The organism is Amycolatopsis sp. NPDC049159, from assembly GCF_040648295.1.
In the GTDB taxonomy this organism is placed as follows: Bacteria; Actinomycetota; Actinomycetes; order Mycobacteriales; family Pseudonocardiaceae; genus Amycolatopsis; species Amycolatopsis pretoriensis_A.
Genome location: NZ_JBEZDL010000015.1, coordinates 223681 through 241880 on the forward strand (window position 1 = coordinate 223681; position 18200 = coordinate 241880).

Annotated in this window: 4 protein-coding genes; all 4 read left to right on the plus strand. The window is 74.1% G+C overall.

The genetic code is table 11. The annotated features are described in order from the left end of the window. Nucleotides 1–95 precede the first annotated feature (95 nt). The 4 genes from AB0B33_RS27490 (at nucleotide 96) to AB0B33_RS27505 (ending at nucleotide 18038) form a co-directional block, all read left to right on the plus strand. Nucleotides 96–14855 carry a non-ribosomal peptide synthase/polyketide synthase gene (locus AB0B33_RS27490; protein WP_360776940.1) on the plus strand — a complete coding sequence of 4920 codons (14760 nt, stop codon included), beginning with the start codon at nucleotides 96–98 and terminating at the stop codon, nucleotides 14853–14855. Next, complete coding sequence (locus AB0B33_RS27495) at nucleotides 14852–16339, plus strand: MFS transporter (RefSeq protein ID WP_360776941.1); 1488 nt, start codon at nucleotides 14852–14854, stop codon at nucleotides 16337–16339. The genes AB0B33_RS27490 and AB0B33_RS27495 overlap by 4 nt, the downstream gene beginning before the upstream one ends. Before the next feature lie 15 nt (nucleotides 16340–16354). Beyond that, nucleotides 16355–16552 carry an MbtH family NRPS accessory protein gene (locus AB0B33_RS27500; RefSeq protein WP_247022792.1) on the plus strand — a complete coding sequence of 66 codons (198 nt, stop codon included), beginning with the start codon at nucleotides 16355–16357 and terminating at the stop codon, nucleotides 16550–16552. Nucleotides 16553–16883: 331 nt separating this feature from the next. Beyond that, nucleotides 16884–18038 carry a toll/interleukin-1 receptor domain-containing protein gene (locus tag AB0B33_RS27505; protein ID WP_360776942.1) on the plus strand — a complete coding sequence of 385 codons (1155 nt, stop codon included), beginning with the start codon at nucleotides 16884–16886 and terminating at the stop codon, nucleotides 18036–18038. The last annotated feature ends 162 nt before the right edge of the window (nucleotides 18039–18200 follow it).

The window sequence follows — 18200 nt, forward strand, 5'->3', positions numbered from 1 at the left end:
AGATGCACCGAACGACACAGTGGGGGCATGCCTCCCGAACTCATCTTGGGCGAGCTCGAAAGCCTCGCCTCCGACCAGGAAGCGTGAGACCCCCCATGACTTCGTCCAGACAGGACCGCATCGCGGCACTTCCCGCCCACCTGCGGGAGAAGCTGCGGGCGCGGATGGCGGGCACGGCCGGCGCGACTCCGGAGATCCCGGCCGCCGACCGTTCCCGTCCCTTGCCGCTGTCGTCCGCCCAGCGCCGGCTGTGGTTCCTCAGCCGGCTGCGCCCGGACGACCCGGAGTACAACAGCGCCTTCGCCCTGCGCCTGACCGGGGCGCTCGACGTCGCCGCCCTGGCGACGGCGCTGACCGCGCTGGTCGCCCGGCACGAACCGCTGCGCACGACGTTCGCGGAGGTCGACGGCGAGCCCGTGCAGCGGATCGAGCCGCCGTACGAGGTCGTGCTGCCCGTCGTCGACGTCGACCCCGGTGACCTGGACGCCGTGCTGCGGGCCGAGTACGCGAAGCCGTTCGACCTCGGGCGCGGGCCGCTGCTGCGCGCCCTGCTGGCGAAGCTCGGGACGGACGAACACGTCCTGCTGGTGAGCGTGCACCACATCACCACCGACGGTGCGTCGATGGGCGTGCTCACCTCGGACCTCGGCGTGCTCTACCGCGGCGGGGACCTGCCCGCGCAGGCGGTGCAGTACGCGGACTTCGCGGCTTGGCAGCACGAACGCCCGACACGGGCGGCCGGGCTGGCGCACTGGAAGCGGCAGCTCGACGGCGTCGTCCCGCTGGAGCTGCCCACCGACCACCCGCGGCCGGCCGCCAAGGGCACGGCGGGTGCGGTGACCGAGTTCGCCGTGCCGGACGACGTTTCCGCGCGGCTCGCCGAGCTGGCGCGGACGTCGGAGACCACGCTGTTCACCGTGCTGCTGGCCGCGAGCCAGGCGCTGTTCGCCCGGTGGTCCGGGCAGGACGACATCGCGCTCGGGACGGTCGTGCAAGGGCGCGACCGCCCGGAGCTGGAGCGGGTCGTCGGGTTCTTCGTCAACACCGTCGTGCTGCGCTCCACTGTGGACACCGAACGGCCCTTCGCCGCGCACCTGGGGGTGGCACGGCAGACTGTGCTGGACGCGTTCGCCCACGACGACGTGCCCTTCGACGAACTGGTCGGCACCACCCGCGACCCGGGCCGCAACCCGCTGTTCGACGTGATGGTGCTGCTGCACACCGCGACCGGCGGCGGGATCTCCCTGCCGGGACTGGCGGTCGAGGCGGTCGGCGTCGGGCGCGACTCGTCGAACTTCGACCTCACGGTGGAGTTCGAGGAGTCCGGCGGCCGGCTGGCCGGGCTGGTGGAGTACAGCACCGAGCTGTTCGACGCGCCCACGATCGACCGGCTCGTCACGCACCTCGTGCGGCTGCTGTCGGCGATCGCGGCGGACCCCGGCCGGCCGATCGCGGAGCTGCCGCTGATGACCGGGGCGGAGGAGCGGCGGCTGCTGGAGTGGGGGACCCGCACCGGCGACGTCCCCGCCGGCACCGTCGTCGACTCGCTCGACCACCACGCCCGCACCCGCCCCGACGCGACCGCGCTCGTCTGCGGCGCGACCCGGCTCACCTTCGCCGAACTGGCCGCCCGCACCGACGCCTTGGCCGCGGACCTCGCCGCCCGGGGCGCCGGGCCGGACCGGGTCGTCGCCGTGCTGCTGCCGCGGTCCGCCGACGCCATCGTCGCGCTGTTCGCCGTGCTCAAGGCCGGTGCCGTGCACCTCTCGATCGACCCCGGCCTGCCGCCGGAACGGATCCGGGTGCTGCTGGCCGACACCGACCCGGTCGTCGTCCTCGAAGACGTCACCGCCCCGGCAGGCACGTGCTCCTGGAGACCGCGCCCGGCCGACGCCGCCTACGTCATCCACACCTCCGGCTCGAGCGGGACCCCCAAGGGCGTCGTCGTCGAACACGCGGCGCTGATGAACCTGCTCGCCGACCACCGCACCGTCTTCGGCGGCGAACCCCTGCGCGTCGCCCTCACCGCGACGCTGTCCTTCGACACCTCCTGGGAAGGCCCGCTCCTGCTCGCCGACGGGCACGAGCTGCACCTGATCGACGACGAGACCCGCCTCGACCCGGCCGCGCTGACCCGGTACGTGCGCGCCGAGCGCGTCGACTTCCTCGACGTCACCCCCTCCTACCTGCGCCAGCTGCTCCCGGCCGGCCTGCTCACCGGCGAGCACCGGCCGCGGTTCCTCATGGTCGGCGGCGAAGCCCTCGCCGACGACCTCTGGCGCGAACTCGCCGCCGCGGACACCCGCGCGCACAACTACTACGGGCCGACCGAGTCCACTGTGGACGCCACCCGCACGCTGATCGACGGCGAGCGGCCGGTGATCGGGCGGCCGCTCGGGAACGTCCGGGCGTACGTCCTCGACGAGCACCTCCGGCTCGTCCCGCCCGGCGTCCCCGGCGAACTCTGCCTCGCCGGTGCCCAGCTCGCGCGCGGCTACCTCGGCCGCCCGGGGCTGACCGCGGACCGGTTCACCGCCGACCCCTTCGGTGCGCCCGGGACCAGGCTCTACCGCACCGGCGACCGCGCGCGGTGGACCGCCGACGGGCAGCTGGAGCACCTCGGGCGCCTCGACGACCAGGTCAAGGTCCGCGGCTTCCGCATCGAACCCGGCGAAGTCGAAGCGGCGCTCCGGGCGCAACCCGGCGTAGCCGACGCCGCCGTGGACGCGCGCGGCGGGCGGCTCGTGGCCTACGTCGTCGGCACCACCGACGGCCTGCGCACCGCTCTGGGCCGGACCCTGCCCGCCCACCTCGTCCCGGCGGCCTTCGTCCCGCTCGACCGGCTGCCGCTCACCCGGCACGGCAAGCTGGACCGCCGCGCGCTGCCCGACCCCGAACTCGCCGCCGCCACCGAATACGTCGCCCCGCGCACCGAGCGGGAGCAGCTCGTCGCCGACGTCTGGGCGGAGGTCCTGGGTGTCGAGCGCGTCGGCGTCGACGACGACTTCTTCGACCTGGGCGGGGATTCCCTGCGCGGTATCCGCGTGGTCGCCCGGCTGCGGGACGCGCTCGGCACCGACGTCCCGGCCCGGCTGGTCTTCACCGCGCCGACCCCGGCCCGGCTGGCCGCCGAACTGCCCCACGCGGCGATCCCCGCCGAGCGGATCCCGCTCCTGCCGCGCGACGGCGGCCGCCTCGAAGCGCCGCTTTCCTTCGCGCAGCAACGGCTCTGGTTCCTCGACGAGTTCGAGCCGGGCAGCACCGAGTACGTCTCGCCGACCGCACTGAGGCTGCGCGGCGAACTGGACACCGCCGCGCTCGACCGGGCGTTCACCGCGCTGGTGGCCCGGCACGAATCCCTGCGCACGACGTTCGCCACGGTCGACGGCCACGGCGTCCAGATCGTCCACCCGCCGCACGCCGTGCGGGTGCCCGTGACCGACGGGGACCTGGACTCCGCGCTGGCCGGCGCGGCCGGGCCGGTGGACCTGCACACCGGGCCGCTGCTGCGGGTCGCGCTCACCCGGCTCGCCCCCGACGACCACGTGCTGACCCTGGTGCTGCACCACATCGTCACCGACGGCTGGTCCGCCGGCGTGCTGCTGGCCGAACTCGCCGCGCTCTACCGCGACGAGGAACTGCCGCCGTTGCCGATCCAGTACGCCGACTACGCGGTCTGGCAGCGCCGTCGCCTCGACGGCGCCGAGCTCGAAGGGCAGCTCAGCTACTGGCGCCACCGCCTCGACGGCGTCCCGGTGCTGGACCTGCCCACCGACCGGCCGCGCCCGGCGGTCCGCACGAAGAACGGTTCCCTGCACGAGTTCGGCATCCCGGCCGGGACCACCGCGCGCCTGCAGGAGCTGTCCCGCCGCCACGGCGGCACCCTCTTCATGACACTGCTCGCCGCCTGCCAGCTCCTGTTCGCCCGCTGGTCCGGGCAGCGCGACATCGCGGTCGGCACCGTCGTCTCCGGCCGCGAGCGCACCGAACTCGAAGGCCTGGTCGGGTTCTTCGTCAACACCCTCGTCCTGCGGTCCACTGTGGACCTGAAGGCCGGCTTCGGCGAGTTCCTCGGCGGCGTCCGCGACACCGTGCTCGACGCGTTCGCCCACCAGGACGTCCCGTTCGACCGCGTCGTCGACGACCTGCAACCCGACCGCGACACCAGCCGCACCCCGCTGTGCCAGGCGATGGTCGTGCTGCACAACACCCCCGACGCGCGGCCGGCCATGCCCGGGCTCGACGTCGAGGAGCTGGCGCCGCCGGTCGTCACCGCGGGCTTCGACCTGATGGTCCACTTCCAGGAGACGGCCGGCCGGCTCGACGGCGTCGTCAACTACAACACCGACCTCTTCGACGCGGCCACGATCGAGCGGCTGACCGGCTGGTTGCACACCCTCCTCGACGGCATCGCCGCGACCCCGGACCGCCCGCTCGCCCGGCTGCCCTGGACCACCGCCGCCGACCGCGAGCTCGTCCTGACGCGGTGGAACCCGGCCGCGGTCGCCGCCGCGGAACCGACGTTGCCGGAGCTGTTCGCCGCGCAGGCCGCCCACACGCCGGACGCCGTCGCGGTGACCAGCGGGCGCACCGAGCTGACCTACCGCGAGCTGGACCGGCGCGCGAACCGCCTCGCCCACCGGCTGATCGCCGAGGGGGCCGGGCCGGAGCGGCTGGTCGCCTTGCGGCTGCCGCGCTCGGCCGACCTCGTGGTGGCGGTGCTCGCCGTGCTCAAGGCCGGTGCCGGCTACCTGCCGATCGACCCCGCCTACCCGGCGGCGCGGATCGAGGCGATGCTGGCCGACGCGAACCCGGTGTGCGTCGTCGACAGCGTCGCCGCCGACGGGCGGCCCGACACCGATCCCGGGGTGCGCGTCGACCCCGGCAACACCGCCTACGTCATCTACACCTCGGGCTCGACCGGCGTGCCCAAGGGCGTGCTCGTCCCGCACGCCAACGTCACGCGCCTGTTCTCCTCGACCGCGCACTGGTTCGGGTTCGGCGAGCGGGACGTCTGGACGCTGTTCCACTCCTACGCCTTCGACTTCTCGGTGTGGGAGCTGTGGGGCGCGCTGCTGCACGGCGGCCGGCTCGTCGTCGTGCCCGCCGACACCGTCCGCTCGCCCGAGGACTTCCTCGCGCTGCTGGCCGAGCAGCGGGTGACCGTGCTCAACCAGACGCCCTCGGCGTTCTACCGGCTGGGCACGCTGCCGTCCCCGCCGCTGAGCCTGCGGTACGTGGTCTTCGGCGGCGAAGCGCTGGACGCGTCCCGGCTCGCCGACTGGCGGCGGCGGCACCCCGGCGGCCCGCGGCTGGTGAACATGTACGGCATCACCGAAACCACCGTGCACGTCACCCACCGGGTGCTCGACGAGCACGGTCCGGCCACCGCCGGTGTGCCGATCCCGGACCTGCGCGCCTACGTCCTCGACGCCGATCTCGAGCCGGTCCCGCCCGGCGTCACCGGCGAGCTGTACGTCGCCGGCGCGGGCCTGGCCCGCGGCTACCTGAACCGGGCGGGCCTGACGGCGTCCCGGTTCCTCGCCGACCCGTTCGGCGCGCCCGGCACGCGGATGTACCGCACCGGCGACCTGCTGCGCTGGACCGGCGGCGGCGAGCTGGACTACCGCGGCCGCGCCGACCAGCAGGTGAAGATCCGCGGCTTCCGCATCGAACTCGGCGAGGTCGAGGCGGCGCTGAGCGCGCACCCCGACGTCACCGGGGCGGCCGTGCTCGCCCACGGCACGGGCGACGCGCGCCGGCTCGTCGCCTACCTCACCGGCGCCGTCCCCGGCACGACGGCGTTGCGGGAGTTCCTCGCGCGGTCGCTGCCCGCGCACATGGTCCCGGCGGTGTTCGTGCCGCTGGAGAAGCTGCCGCTCAACGCCAACGGCAAGCTCGACCAGCGCGCGCTGCCCGAGCCGGGTGCGCGCACCGAAACCCGGTACGTGGCCCCGCGCACGGACGTCGAGACCACGCTCACCGGCGTGTGGTCGGCGGTGCTCGGCGTCGACCGGGTCGGCGTCGAGGACAACTTCTTCGGCCTGGGCGGTGACTCGATCCTCAGCATCCAGGTCGTCGCCCGGGCCCGGCAGGCCGGGCTGACGGTGTCGTCGAAAGACCTCTTCCGGCACCAGACCATCGCCGAGCTGGCCCGCGTCGTCACCGCGGGTGCCCCGGTGGCACCCGCACCGGAGGAACCGCGCGGCCCCGCGCCGCTCGGCCCCATCCAGTCGTGGCTGTTCGAGCACCTGGCCGAACCGTGGCGGCTCACCATGTCCGTCCACCTCGTTCTGTCCTCCGTGGACGTTCCCGCGCTGGTTTCCGCGCTGCGCCGCGTCGCCGAGCGGCACGACGCCCTGCGGATGCGGTTCTCCCGCGGTGACGGCGGCTGGACGCAGGAGCCCGCCGGAACCGAAGACGCCGATGTGCTGCGGCACGTCGATCTGTCCGAAGTGGACGACGTGCCCGCTGCCCTGCACGCCGAAGCGCTGCGTGCGCAGACGTCGCTCGACATCGTCGCCGGGCCGGTGTGGCGCGCGGTGCTGTTCACCTTCGCCGACCGCCCGCCGCAGCTGTTCCTGACCGCGCACCACCTGGTCATGGACGGCGTCTCGTGGCGCATCCTGCTCGCGGACCTCGACCGCGCCTACCACGGCGAAGCACTGGAACCGGTCGGTACGTCCTTCACGCACTGGGCCCGCACCCTGGCCGCGCACGCGAAACTGGGACACCTCGACAACCAGGTCGAGTACTGGGAAACTGCTCTGCGCGAGGCGCCGCCGGAACTCCCGGTCGACCGGTCCGGCCGCGCCACCGCCCGATCGGGGCGCGCGGTCTCGGTGTCACTTGGCCGGACCGAGACCGCGGCGCTCCTCCAGGACGTGCCCTCGGCGTACCGGACCGAGGTCAACGACGTCCTGCTGAGCGCGCTCGGCCGCGTACTCGCCCGCTGGACCGGCCGCGAGCGCGTCCTGGTCGCGATGGAGGGCCACGGCCGCGAGGAAATCGCGGCACCGCACGAACTGTCCCGCACGATCGGCTGGTTCACCGCCCAGTACCCGCTGGCCCTCACCGTGCCCGGCGGTGACTGGGGTGAGGTCCTCAAGACCGTCAAGGAACAGCTGCGCGCGGTCCCCGACAAGGGCGCCGGCTACGAAGCCCTGCGCTACCTGGGCGACGCCGGCTTCCGCGACCACCCCGCACCGCGGATCTCGTTCAACTACCACGGCCGCTGGGACGTCGGGAGCGACGACGACGGCTGGTACCGCGGCCGGGGCGAGAGCCTCGGGCACGACGTCGACCCGGACGCCACCCGGCCCTACCTGCTCGACGTCATCGGCGTCGTCGAGGGCGGCGAGCTGCACCTGACCTGGGAGTACTCGACCGAAGTCCACGACGAGAGCACGGTCCGCGCGCTCGCCGACGAGACCTTGGACGCCCTGCGCGGCATCATCGGCCACTGCGCCGAGGCGGGCGGGCGCACGCCGTCGGACTTCCCGCTGGCCCGGCTCGACCAGGCCGGTGTCGACCGCTTGGCGGGCGACGGCCGCGACGTCGAGGACATCTACCCGCTCACCCCGCTGCAGGCCGGCATGCTGTTCCACAGCCTGGTCGACCAGGGCTCGAACGCCTACTTCGACCAGTTCCGGCTGCGGCTGGCGGGCGTCGGCGACCCGGCCGCGCTCGCCGAGGCGTGGCAGCGGGTCGTCGACCGCACGCCGATCCTGCGCACCAGCACCGCGTGGGACGGCGTCGAGGAACCGCTCCAGCGCGTCCACCGCGACGTGCGCGTGCCGGTCACGCACCACGACTGGCGCGGCCGCACCCCGGCCGAGCTGGAGACCGGGCTGGCGGACCTGCTGGCCGCCGACCTGGCCGCGGGCATGGACCTGACCGCGCCGCCGCTGATGCGCCTGGCCATCGCCCGGCTCACCGACGACGAGGTCCAGCTGCTGTGGACCTCCCACCACGTCCTGCTCGACGGCTGGAGCACCGCGCAGGTGTTCGGCGAGGTCGTCGAGCAGTACGCGGCGATCGCCGACGGCCGGGCCGCGCGGCTGGTGCCCCGCCGTCCGTTCCGCGACTACCTCGGCTGGCTCGCCGAGCAGGACCGCCGTGAGGCCGCAGACCACTGGCGTGAAGCACTCGCCGGGTTCACCACGCCGACGCCGCTGCCGTACGACCGGCGCCCGCTCGAAGCTCACCGCGCCGAGTCCGCGGACGCGGTGCTCGTCGAGCTCACCCCGGAGGAGTCGGCCGGCGTGCACGCCGCGGCGAAGGCCGCCGCGCTGACCGTGAACACCGTCGTGCAAGGTGCGTGGGCGGTCCTGCTGGCCCGCTACGCCGGGGAATCCGACGTCCTGTTCGGCACCACCGTGTCCGGCCGCCCGGAGAACCTGCCGGGTGTCGAGGCGATGATCGGCATGTTCATCAACACCGTGCCGACCCGCGTGGAAGTCCGGAGCGGACAGCCGGTGGCCGGGTGGCTGCGCGAGCTGCAGGCGGCGCAGGCCGAGGCCCGCCGCCACGACTTCCTGGCGCTGTCCCAGGTGCAGGCGTTCACCGGGGTCCCGGCGGGCACCGCGCTGTTCGACAGCGTCGTGGTGTTCGAGAACTACCCGATCGAGGACAGCGGGCAGGACGGCGTCCGCGTGGTCGACGTCGATTCCCTCGACACCACGAGCTTCCCGCTGAACCTGACCGCGTACCTGCACGACCGGCTGGGCCTGGAACTGTCCTACGACCCCCGGTTGTTCGACGAGGCCACCGCGCGGCGGCTGGCCGGGCAGCTCGCCGGGCTCGTCCGCGCCTTCGCCGCCGACCCGGAAGGCCGGCTCGGCGCGCTGTCGTCGCTGACCGCCGCCGAGCGGCACGACCTGCTGACGTGGGGCCGTGGTGAGCCGCGGGAGGTTCCCGAGGGCACGATCCTCGACGTCTTCGAGGCGACCGCCGCCCGCGTCCCGCACGAGACCGCGCTCGTCTTCCGCGACACCGTCCTGGACTTCGCCGAGGTCGACGCGCGAGCCACCCGCCTGGCGCGGGACCTGGTCGCCCGGGGAGCCGGGCCGGAGCGGGTGGTCGCGGTCGCACTGCCGCGCTCGGCCGACGCCGTCATCGCCGTGCTGGCGATCTTCAAGGCGGGCGCGGTGTACCTGCCGATCGACCCGGACCTGCCCGAAGAACGCGTGCGGTTCCTGCTCGAAGACGCGCGCCCGGCGCTCGTCCTCGGCCGTCCCGTCGACCCTGCGGTCCCGGCACCCCCGACGGCGCCCGGGCGGGCGAGCGCGGACACGGCGGCGTACGTCATCTACACCTCCGGCTCGACCGGCACGCCCAAGGGCGTCGTGGTCGAGCACCGCGCACTGGTGAACCTCCTGGCCGCCCACCGCGGTGGCTTCTTCGGCCGGTCGCGGGAGCGGTTCGCGCTCACCGCGTCCCTGTCCTTCGACACCTCGTGGGAAGGGCTGCTGGCGCTGGCCGACGGGCACGAGCTGCACGTGCTCGACGACGACACCCGGCTCGACCCGGCGGCCGCCGTCCGCTACCTGCACGGGCACCGGATCGACCTGCTCGACCTCACCCCGGCCTACCTGCGCCAGCTCGTGGACGCCGGGCTGCTGACCGGGGACCACCGGCCGGGCACGGTGATGGTCGGCGGCGAGGCGACCGGCGAGGCGCTCTGGCGGGAGCTGGCCGCGTCCGGCGTGACCTGCCTCAACTACTACGGCCCGACCGAAGTGACCGTCGACGCCGTGCACGAGCCGGTGACCGGGGACCGGCCGCTGATCGGGCGGCCGCTGCCGAACCTGGCCGCGTACGTGCTCGACGCCGACGGCGAACCGGTGCCCGCGGGGGTGCCGGGGGAGCTGTTCCTCGCCGGGCCCCAGCTCGCCCGCGGCTACCTCGGCCGCCCGGGGCTGACCGCGGACCGGTTCGTGGCCGATCCCTTCGGCCCGCCCGGGGGCCGGATGTACCGCACCGGCGACCGCGTCCGCTGGACCGGCGACGGCCGGCTCGACTACCTCGGCCGCGTCGACGACCAGGTCAAGATCCGCGGCTTCCGCGTCGAACCCGGCGAGGTCGAAGCGGTCCTGCGCCGGCACCCGGCGGTCGCCGACACCACCGTGGCCGCCCGCGACGGCCGGCTCGTCGCCTACGTCGTCGGCGAGACCGGCGGCCTGCGCGACTGGCTGCGCGACCGGCTGCCCGGCCACCTCGTGCCGACGGCGTACGTGTCACTGGACGCGTTGCCGCTGACCCGCAACGGCAAGGTCGACCGCCGCGCGCTGCCCGCGCCCGGCCTCGACGCGACGAGGGAGTTCGTGGCCCCGCGGACGGAAACCGAACGGCGGCTGGCCGCGATCTGGGCCGGCGTGCTCGGCCTCGACCGGGTGGGCGTCACCGACAGCTTCTTCGAGCTGGGCGGCGACTCCCTGCTCAGCATGAAGATCACCTCGCGGGTGCGCGCCGAACTCGGCGTCGAGGTCTCGCCGCGCGTGCTGTTCACCGCGCCGACGCTGGGCGGGTTCGCCGCCGCGCTGCCGGCCGGGCCGTCCGCGGTCGAGCCGATCCCGGTCGTCGCCCGCGACGGCGCCCTGCCGCTTTCCTTCGCCCAGCAGCGGTTGTGGTTCCTCGACGAGTTCGAACCCGGCGGCACCGAGTACCTGTCGCCCACGGCGTTGCTGCTGCGCGGCGACCTCGACGTCGAGGCGCTGCGGCGGGCGCTGGACACGCTGGTCGCGCGGCACGAGTCGCTGCGCACGACGTTCGGCGCGGTCGACGGCCGCGGCGTCCAGTACGTGGGGGAGCCGTACGCGGTCGACCTGCCCGTCGAGGAGTTCGACGAGGACGCGCTCGCGCGGGAAGCCCTGCGGCCGTTCGACCTGCGCACCGGCCCGGTGCTGCGGGCGCGGCTGTTCCGGCGGTCGCCCGGCGAGCACGTGCTCCTGCTGGCGATGCACCACATCGTCACCGACGGCTGGTCGGCCGGGGTGCTGGCCACCGAGCTCGACACCTGCTACGCGGCCCACCTCCGCGGCGACGAGCCGGACCTGCCGCCGTTGCCGGTGCAGTACGCGGACTTCGCGGCCTGGCACCGCGACCGGCCCGAGCCGGCCGAGCAGCTGGGCTTCTGGCGGGACCGGCTGGCCGGGCTCGCCCCGCTGGAGCTGCCCACCGACCGGCCGCGCCCGGCCGTGCGCACCACGGAAGGGGAGTGGTTCGGCTTCGACGTCCCGGCCGGCGTCGCCGCGAAACTGCGTGAGCTGGCGAGTGCCCAGGGCGGCACGCTGTTCATGACGCTCGTGGCCGCCTGCCAGGTGCTGCTGGCCCAGTGGGCCGGGCAGGACGACGTCGCCGTCGGCACGGTCACGGCCGGGCGGGACCGCGCCGAACTGGAGCGGCTCGTCGGGTTCTTCGTCGGGACGCTGACCCTGCGCTCCACAGTGGACACCCGCCGCACCTTCCGGGAGTTCGTGGCCGGGGTGCGCGAGACCGTGCTGGACGCGTTCGCACACCAGGACGTGCCGTTCGAGCAGGTGGTGGACGCGGTGCAGCCGGTCCGCGACCCGAGCCGGACCCCGCTGTTCCAGGCGATGGTCGTGCTGCAGAACACCGGTGACCGGCCCGGCGGCGGCACGCTCGTCGCGGGCGAGGTCGCGCTGCCGGCGGTGTCGGCGCCGTTCGACCTGCTCGTGCAGTTCGAGGACGACGGCGGTGCGCTGACCGGCGCGGTCAACTACAACACCGGCCTGTTCGAAGCGGCGACCATCGACCGGCTGGTGGCCCGCCTGCGGACGCTGCTGACCGCGCTCGTCGCCGAACCGGACCGCCCGATGGCGACGCTCGCGCCGCTGCCCGCGGCCGAAGCGGACCGGTTGCGCGCCTGGAACGACACCGCGCGGGCGGTCCCGCCGGCGTCGCTGGCGGAGCTGGTCGAGGCGCAGGCGGACCGCACGCCGGACGCGGCCGCGCTGGTGTCGGAAGACGAGGCGGTGACCTTCGCGGAGCTGAACGCGCGGGCGAACCGGCTGGCCCGGCTGCTCGCCGAGCGCGGCGCGGGCCCGGAGCGGGTCGTCGCCGTGCGGCTGCCGCGGTCGGTCGCGCTGGTCGTGACCGAACTCGCCGTGGCGAAGACGGGGGCCGCGTTCCTGCCGGTCGATCCCGGCTACCCGGCCGAGCGGATCCGGTTCATGCTCGAGGACGCCCGCCCGGTCTTCGTGGTCGACACCGGGCTCGACGTGCCGGGCTACCCGGACACGAACCTCGGCCGGCCGGCCGACCCCGATTCACCGGCGTACGTGATCTACACGTCCGGCTCGACCGGGCGGCCCAAGGGCGTCGTCGTCACCCACCGCGGGCTGGCGTCGTTCTCCGCCGCCGAGATCGAGCACTGCGACGTGCGCGCCGGGGACCGGGTGCTCGCGTTCAGCTCGCCGAGCTTCGACGCGTCGATCCTGGAGCTGTGCCTCTCGCTGCCCGCCGGGGCGGCGCTGGTCGTGCCGCCGGAGGGCCCGTTGCTCGGCGACCAGCTGGCGGATGTCCTGCGGCAGCGGGGGATCACGCACGCGCTGATCCCGCCGGTCGCGCTGGCGACCGTGCCCGACGTGGCCCTGCCGGACTTCCGCACGCTGCTCGTCGGCGGCGACGCGTGCCCGGCCGAGCTGGTGGCGCGGTGGGCGCCGGGCCGCCGGATGATCAACGCGTACGGCCCGACCGAGGCCACCGTCGTCACCTCGTGGAGCGGGCCGCTCGAACCGGGCGGCACCCCGCCGATCGGGCGGCCGATCGGGAACACCGCGGTGCACGTCCTGGACGCGGCGCTGCGGCCGGTGCCGATCGGGACGCCCGGCGAGCTGTACGTCAGCGGGGCCGGCCTGGCGCGGGGCTACCTGGACCGGCCGGGCCTGACCGCGGACCGGTTCGTCGCGAACCCCTTCGGCGAGCCGGGGTCCCGGATGTACCGGACCGGCGACGTCGTCCGCTGGACGGCCGCCGGGGAGCTGTGGTTCGCCGGGCGCGTCGACGAGCAGGTCAAGATCCGCGGGTTCCGGGTGGAGCTCGGCGAGATCGAGGCGGCGCTGCGGCGGCATCCGGACGTGCGGGAAGCCGTCGTGGTCGCCCGGGAGTTCGACGGGCACAAGCGGCTCGTCGCCTACGTCGTCGGCGAGGTGGCCGAGTTGCGCACGCACCTGGGCGATTCGCTGCCGGACTACCTGGTGCCGTCGGTGTTCGTGCCGCTCGACGCCGTGCCGGTGACGGCGAACGGGAAGGTCGACCGCGCGGCGCTGCCGGAGCCGGACCTCACGGCGGTGCCGACCGCGGAGTTCGTGGCCCCGCGCACGGACGTCGAGTCGACGCTCGCAGGGGTGTGGTCGGCGGTGCTCGGCCTGCCCCGGGTCGGCGTCACGGACAACTTCTTCGAGCTCGGCGGGGATTCGATCCTCGCCATCCAGGTCGTGCACCGGACGCGGCAGGCCGGGCTGGCGATGCGGTCGAAGGACCTGTTCACCCACCAGACGGTCGCCGAGCTGGCCACGGTCGTGCACGCGGCCGAGGACGCGGTCGAGGAGCGGGTGGCCGTCGTCGGCGACGTTCCGCTGACGCCGATCCAGCAGTGGTTCTTCGCCTCGGAGCCGGCGAACCCGGCGCACTTCAACCAGTCCGTGCTCGTGGAGCTGGCCGGCCCGGTGGACGAGGAAGCGTTGCGGCAGGCGCTCGACGAGGTGATCGCGCACCACGACGCTCTGCGGTTGCGCTTCGAGCGGACCGCCGACGGCTGGACGCAGCACAACGCGCCGGTGGAGGCGGGAGCCGCGCTGCGCGTGGTCCCCGCGGCGGACCTTGAGCGGGCCGCCGACGAGGCGCAGGCGAGCTTCGACCTCGCGCACCCGCCTCAGCTGCGCGCGCTGCTGTCCGACGACGACGATCCGCGGCTGTTCCTGGCCGCGCACCACCTCGTCGTCGACGCGGTGTCGTGGGGCATCCTGCTGGAGGACCTGGAGCGGGCGTACCGGCAGATCCAGGCGGGGGAGAAGGCCGACCTCGGCCCGAAGACGACGTCGTTCCGCGACTGGGCGCACCGGCTGCGGGAGTTCACCGAGGCCGGTGGCCTCGACGGCGAACGCGAGCACTGGGCACGTGACCTGCCGGGCTGCGCGATCCCCCGAGACCGGACCGCGTCTCCACCGGGCGCACCGGATCTGGTGACGGTCGGCATCGACGAGCGGGCGACGGATGCGTTGCTGCACTTGGCGCCCGGTGCGTACCGGACGCGCATCAACGACGTCCTGCTCGCGGCGCTGGCCCGCGCGCTCACCCGCTGGACGGGCGAGCCGGCCGTGTCGGTCGACCTGGAGGGGCACGGGCGCGAGGAAATCCTCGAGGGCGCGGACCTGTCGCGGACCGTCGGCTGGTTCACGACGCTGTTCCCGGTGGCGCTGACGGTGGACCCGGCGGCGGGGTGGCGTGACCTCGTGAAGGCGGTCCGGCGGCAGCTGCGGGCGGTGCCGGGCAACGGGTTCGGGTTCGGGGCGTTGCGGTGCTATCGCGACCCTTCGCTCGGCGCGCGGACCCCGGAGGTGGCGTTCAACTACCTGGGGCAGGGCGACCACGCGGGGGAGGGGGACGGGTTGTACCTGCGCGCCCACCCGCCGATCGGCCGCGAGCAGGACCCGGCGAACCGGCCACCGCACGTGCTGGAGGTGGTCGGCGGCGTGCGGGACGGGCGGCTGGAGTTCTCGTGGTTCTACCGCCCGGACCTGCACGAGCGGGCGACGGTGACGGCGGTGGCGACCGACTTCGCCGCCGCACTGCGAGCCATCGCGGCCGACTGCCGAGGAGACCGCCCGTGACCCGCGGCGACCACTTGCCGGGCCAGGCTGCGGACGGCACCGACCCGGCCGCGCCAACCGGCGGCGCTGCTCGCGGCCACAGCAGCGACGGCAGCGGTTCCGGTGTCGCACCTGACCGCGCCGCTGGCGATCGCGGCCGCCCGCCGACCCAGCCTCGCCTAGGGGACAGCGGCCGCACCGCGGGCGCCGGTGGTGGCGCGACCGCCGGCGCCCGAGGTGCGGGCGATCGTGGCCGGTCGTCGGTCCCCGTCCGGCTCGGGGGGAACCGGGACTACCGGCTGCTCTGGACCGGGCAGGTCGTCTCCGAAGCCGGGTTCAGCACCACCATGATCGCGTTCCCGCTGCTCGTGCTGGCGCTGACCGGCTCCGCCGCGCAATCAGGTCTCGTCGTCGGTGCGGTCGCGATCGCGCAGCTCGTCGCGGGGCTGCCCGCCGGGGCGCTGGTCGATCGGTGGCCGCGCAAGCTGGTCATGCTCGCGTGTGAAGCGGTGCAAGCCGTTGCGGCCGCGGGGCTCGTGCTCGCTCTCTGGTGGGGCGGGGCCGGCGTGGGGCTGCTGGTCGTCGTCGCCGTTGTGATGGGCGTGTGCCGTGCGCTGTTCGAACCGGCGGAAGAGGCGAGCCTGCCGCGGCTGGTGGCCGACGAACAGGTGCCGGCCGCGGTCGCGATGAACGCGGCGCGGACCAGTGCCGGGCAGCTGTCGGGCACCGCGCTCGGCGGGTTCCTGTTCGCCGTGGGGCGGCTGGTGCCGTTCGCCTTCGACGTGGTCGCGCACGTGTTCGCGTTCGTGTCGCTGGTGTTCGTGCGGCTGCCGGGCCGTCCCGCGCCGGCCGAGCGGGCGCCCGCGCACCTGGGGCGGGAGATCCTCGAAGGGCTGCGGTGGGTGTGGCAGCAGCCGCGGCTGCGCGTCACGGTCTTCTGCGTGGTGAGCCTGAACCTGTTCTTCTCCGCCTACTACCTGGTGATCATCGTGCTGGCGAACGAGCGCGGCGTGCCGTCCGGCGAAATCGGCGTGATGGCGGCGATGCTCGGCGCGGGCGGGATCCTCGGCGCGCTGGCGGCGCCGTACCTGCACCGCAAGCTCAGCCCGTACGTGCTGATCGCCGGGGTGTTCTGGGCGCTGACGGTGCTGACCCCGCTCGCGGTGTTCGTCCACAGTGGATACGTGATGGGCGCGCTGTTCGCCGTGATCGCGTTCCTGCCGCCGGCGGCCAACACGACGATCAGCACCTACCAGCTCCTGTTCACCCCCGACCACCTCCGCGGCCGCCTCGGCGGGGTCCTCGGCGTGACGGGCGGCCTAGCGGCGGCGCTCGGCCCGGCACTGGGCGGCTGGCTGGTGGAGGCCCTCCCCGGCCCGGCGGCGGTCCTGACCTGCGCGGCCGCCATCGCGGTGGTCACCCTCCTGACGACGTTCAGCGGCACCCTCCGCGGTTTCCCCGCGGTGGCGCAGCTGCGCGAGCTCGAAGAAACCCCCAACCCGTAACAGAAAGGAACCCCGATGGACGACAACACCACCTTCCAGGTCCTGGTCAACGACGAAGAGCAGTACTCGCTCTGGCCGGCGGACAAGGAGGTACCGGCGGGCTGGCGCCCGGACGGCACGACGGGCACCCGCCAGGAGTGCATGGACCACGTGGACGAGGTCTGGACGGACATGCGCCCCCGCAGCCTCCGCGACCGCATGGCGGCGCAGTAGCCGGACAGCTTGGCGGCGGCTGGCTTACAGCGCCGCGACCGTGCGGCGCCGCAGTAGCCCGACAGCTCCGGCCGGGGCGGTTCCCGAGGTGGGGACCGCCCCGGCCGGTTTGCCGCGCCGCCGCCCGCGCCGGTACTTCGGCGGCGAGCCGACCGGGGCGAACCCGGCGCCGTCGATGAGCCCCTTGCCGCTGGGCGCGACCCGGCGCGGTCGCGGACTTCCGCCTGTTCGGCCGGGCATCGGGAACCGGCGGTGAATCGTTGTCGACCGATTCCCGGCCGGGCGGGGTTAAACTGTCCGGCTATCGACCCGTCGCCGGAGGGGGAAAGCCATGCCCGCCGTTTTCATTTCGCACTCGTCGGCGAACAAGACGTTCGTCAAGCGCCTGGCGATGGACCTGGCCCAGCGCGGTTTCGAGGTGTGGTACGACGAATGGCGACTGGACGTCGGCGCCCGGCTGACCGAGACGATCCGCGCGAGCCTGGGTGCGTCGTCGTTCGTGCTGGTGGCCATGTCGGCCGAGATGCTGGCGTCGGACTGGGTGAAGCGGGAGATCGACCAGGCCCTCGAAATCGAGCGCACCGAAAAGCGGGACATCATCCTGCCGGTACGGTTGGACGATTCCGAACTCCCCGCCAGTCTCGCCAACCGGTTGTACGCGGATTTCTCCCAGGGCGGTTATTTGCCTTCACTGCAGACGTTGTGCACCCAATTGCACCGGCAGCTCGACGGGCTCCCGGCCGGCCTCGAGCCGCACCGGGAAATCATCCCGCTGTTCGTCACCCGCGAGGTCGACCTCGACGTCGTCCAGCTCGAAGAGCGCGTCGCCCAGCTGGTGGCCCGCCACGGGACCGGGTACCCGGTCGACGCGACCCAGTTCCGGCTGCCCGACGAGCCGGAGTACCGGATGCTGCGGCGCCGGATGCTCGACCGGCTGGAGAACCTGAAGGAGGACCCGTACTACACGGCGGACTTCGCGATCGACTTCCGCCACCGCTACGCGGCCGTGCTGCGGGACGAGGAAGCGTTGCTGCGCAACCTGGCCACACTGGTGAGCCGGCGCGGCATCGCCGGTGGCCGCTTCGCGTTCGCGACCGAATCGTACCGCTGGTACTGGAAGCTGATGCGCACCCGGATCTTGTCGGCGCTCTGCACGATGCAGAACCCCGACCTGCCGAAGTCCGACCAGGTCGGCTACGACGCGACCCGGATGGACAGCCGCACGGAGGCCGTCTACGGCGTCGCCCGGACGGCGGGGGTCCACGTCATCGACCCGGTCACGCACGACTACTACTCGGTCGACATCGACGCGGCCTCCGGCCTGGTCCGAGATTGGGAGAGCACGTACTACGCGGGCCCGGAACGGCTGATGGCGTCGGGGGAGATCGACATGCTGGCGAAGTGGGTCATCCCGCAGGCGCTGGTGCACGAGGGCAAGTTCGAGCACTGGGACGCGGCCGACAGGCTGCTGATCGGCCTCCGCTGAGCCCTGCGCCGTCGCGGTGGCGGCCGCCCTGACGGGTGGCGGGTCGGGTTCCGCGGGTCGCCGGGTGGCGGGCCGCGGGAGGGGCTGCGGCGCGGATTGGCGCAGCCCTGGCGATCGAGAGGTCCGGCGCGCCGATCGCTGGGGCGGCGGTCGTGGTGCGGC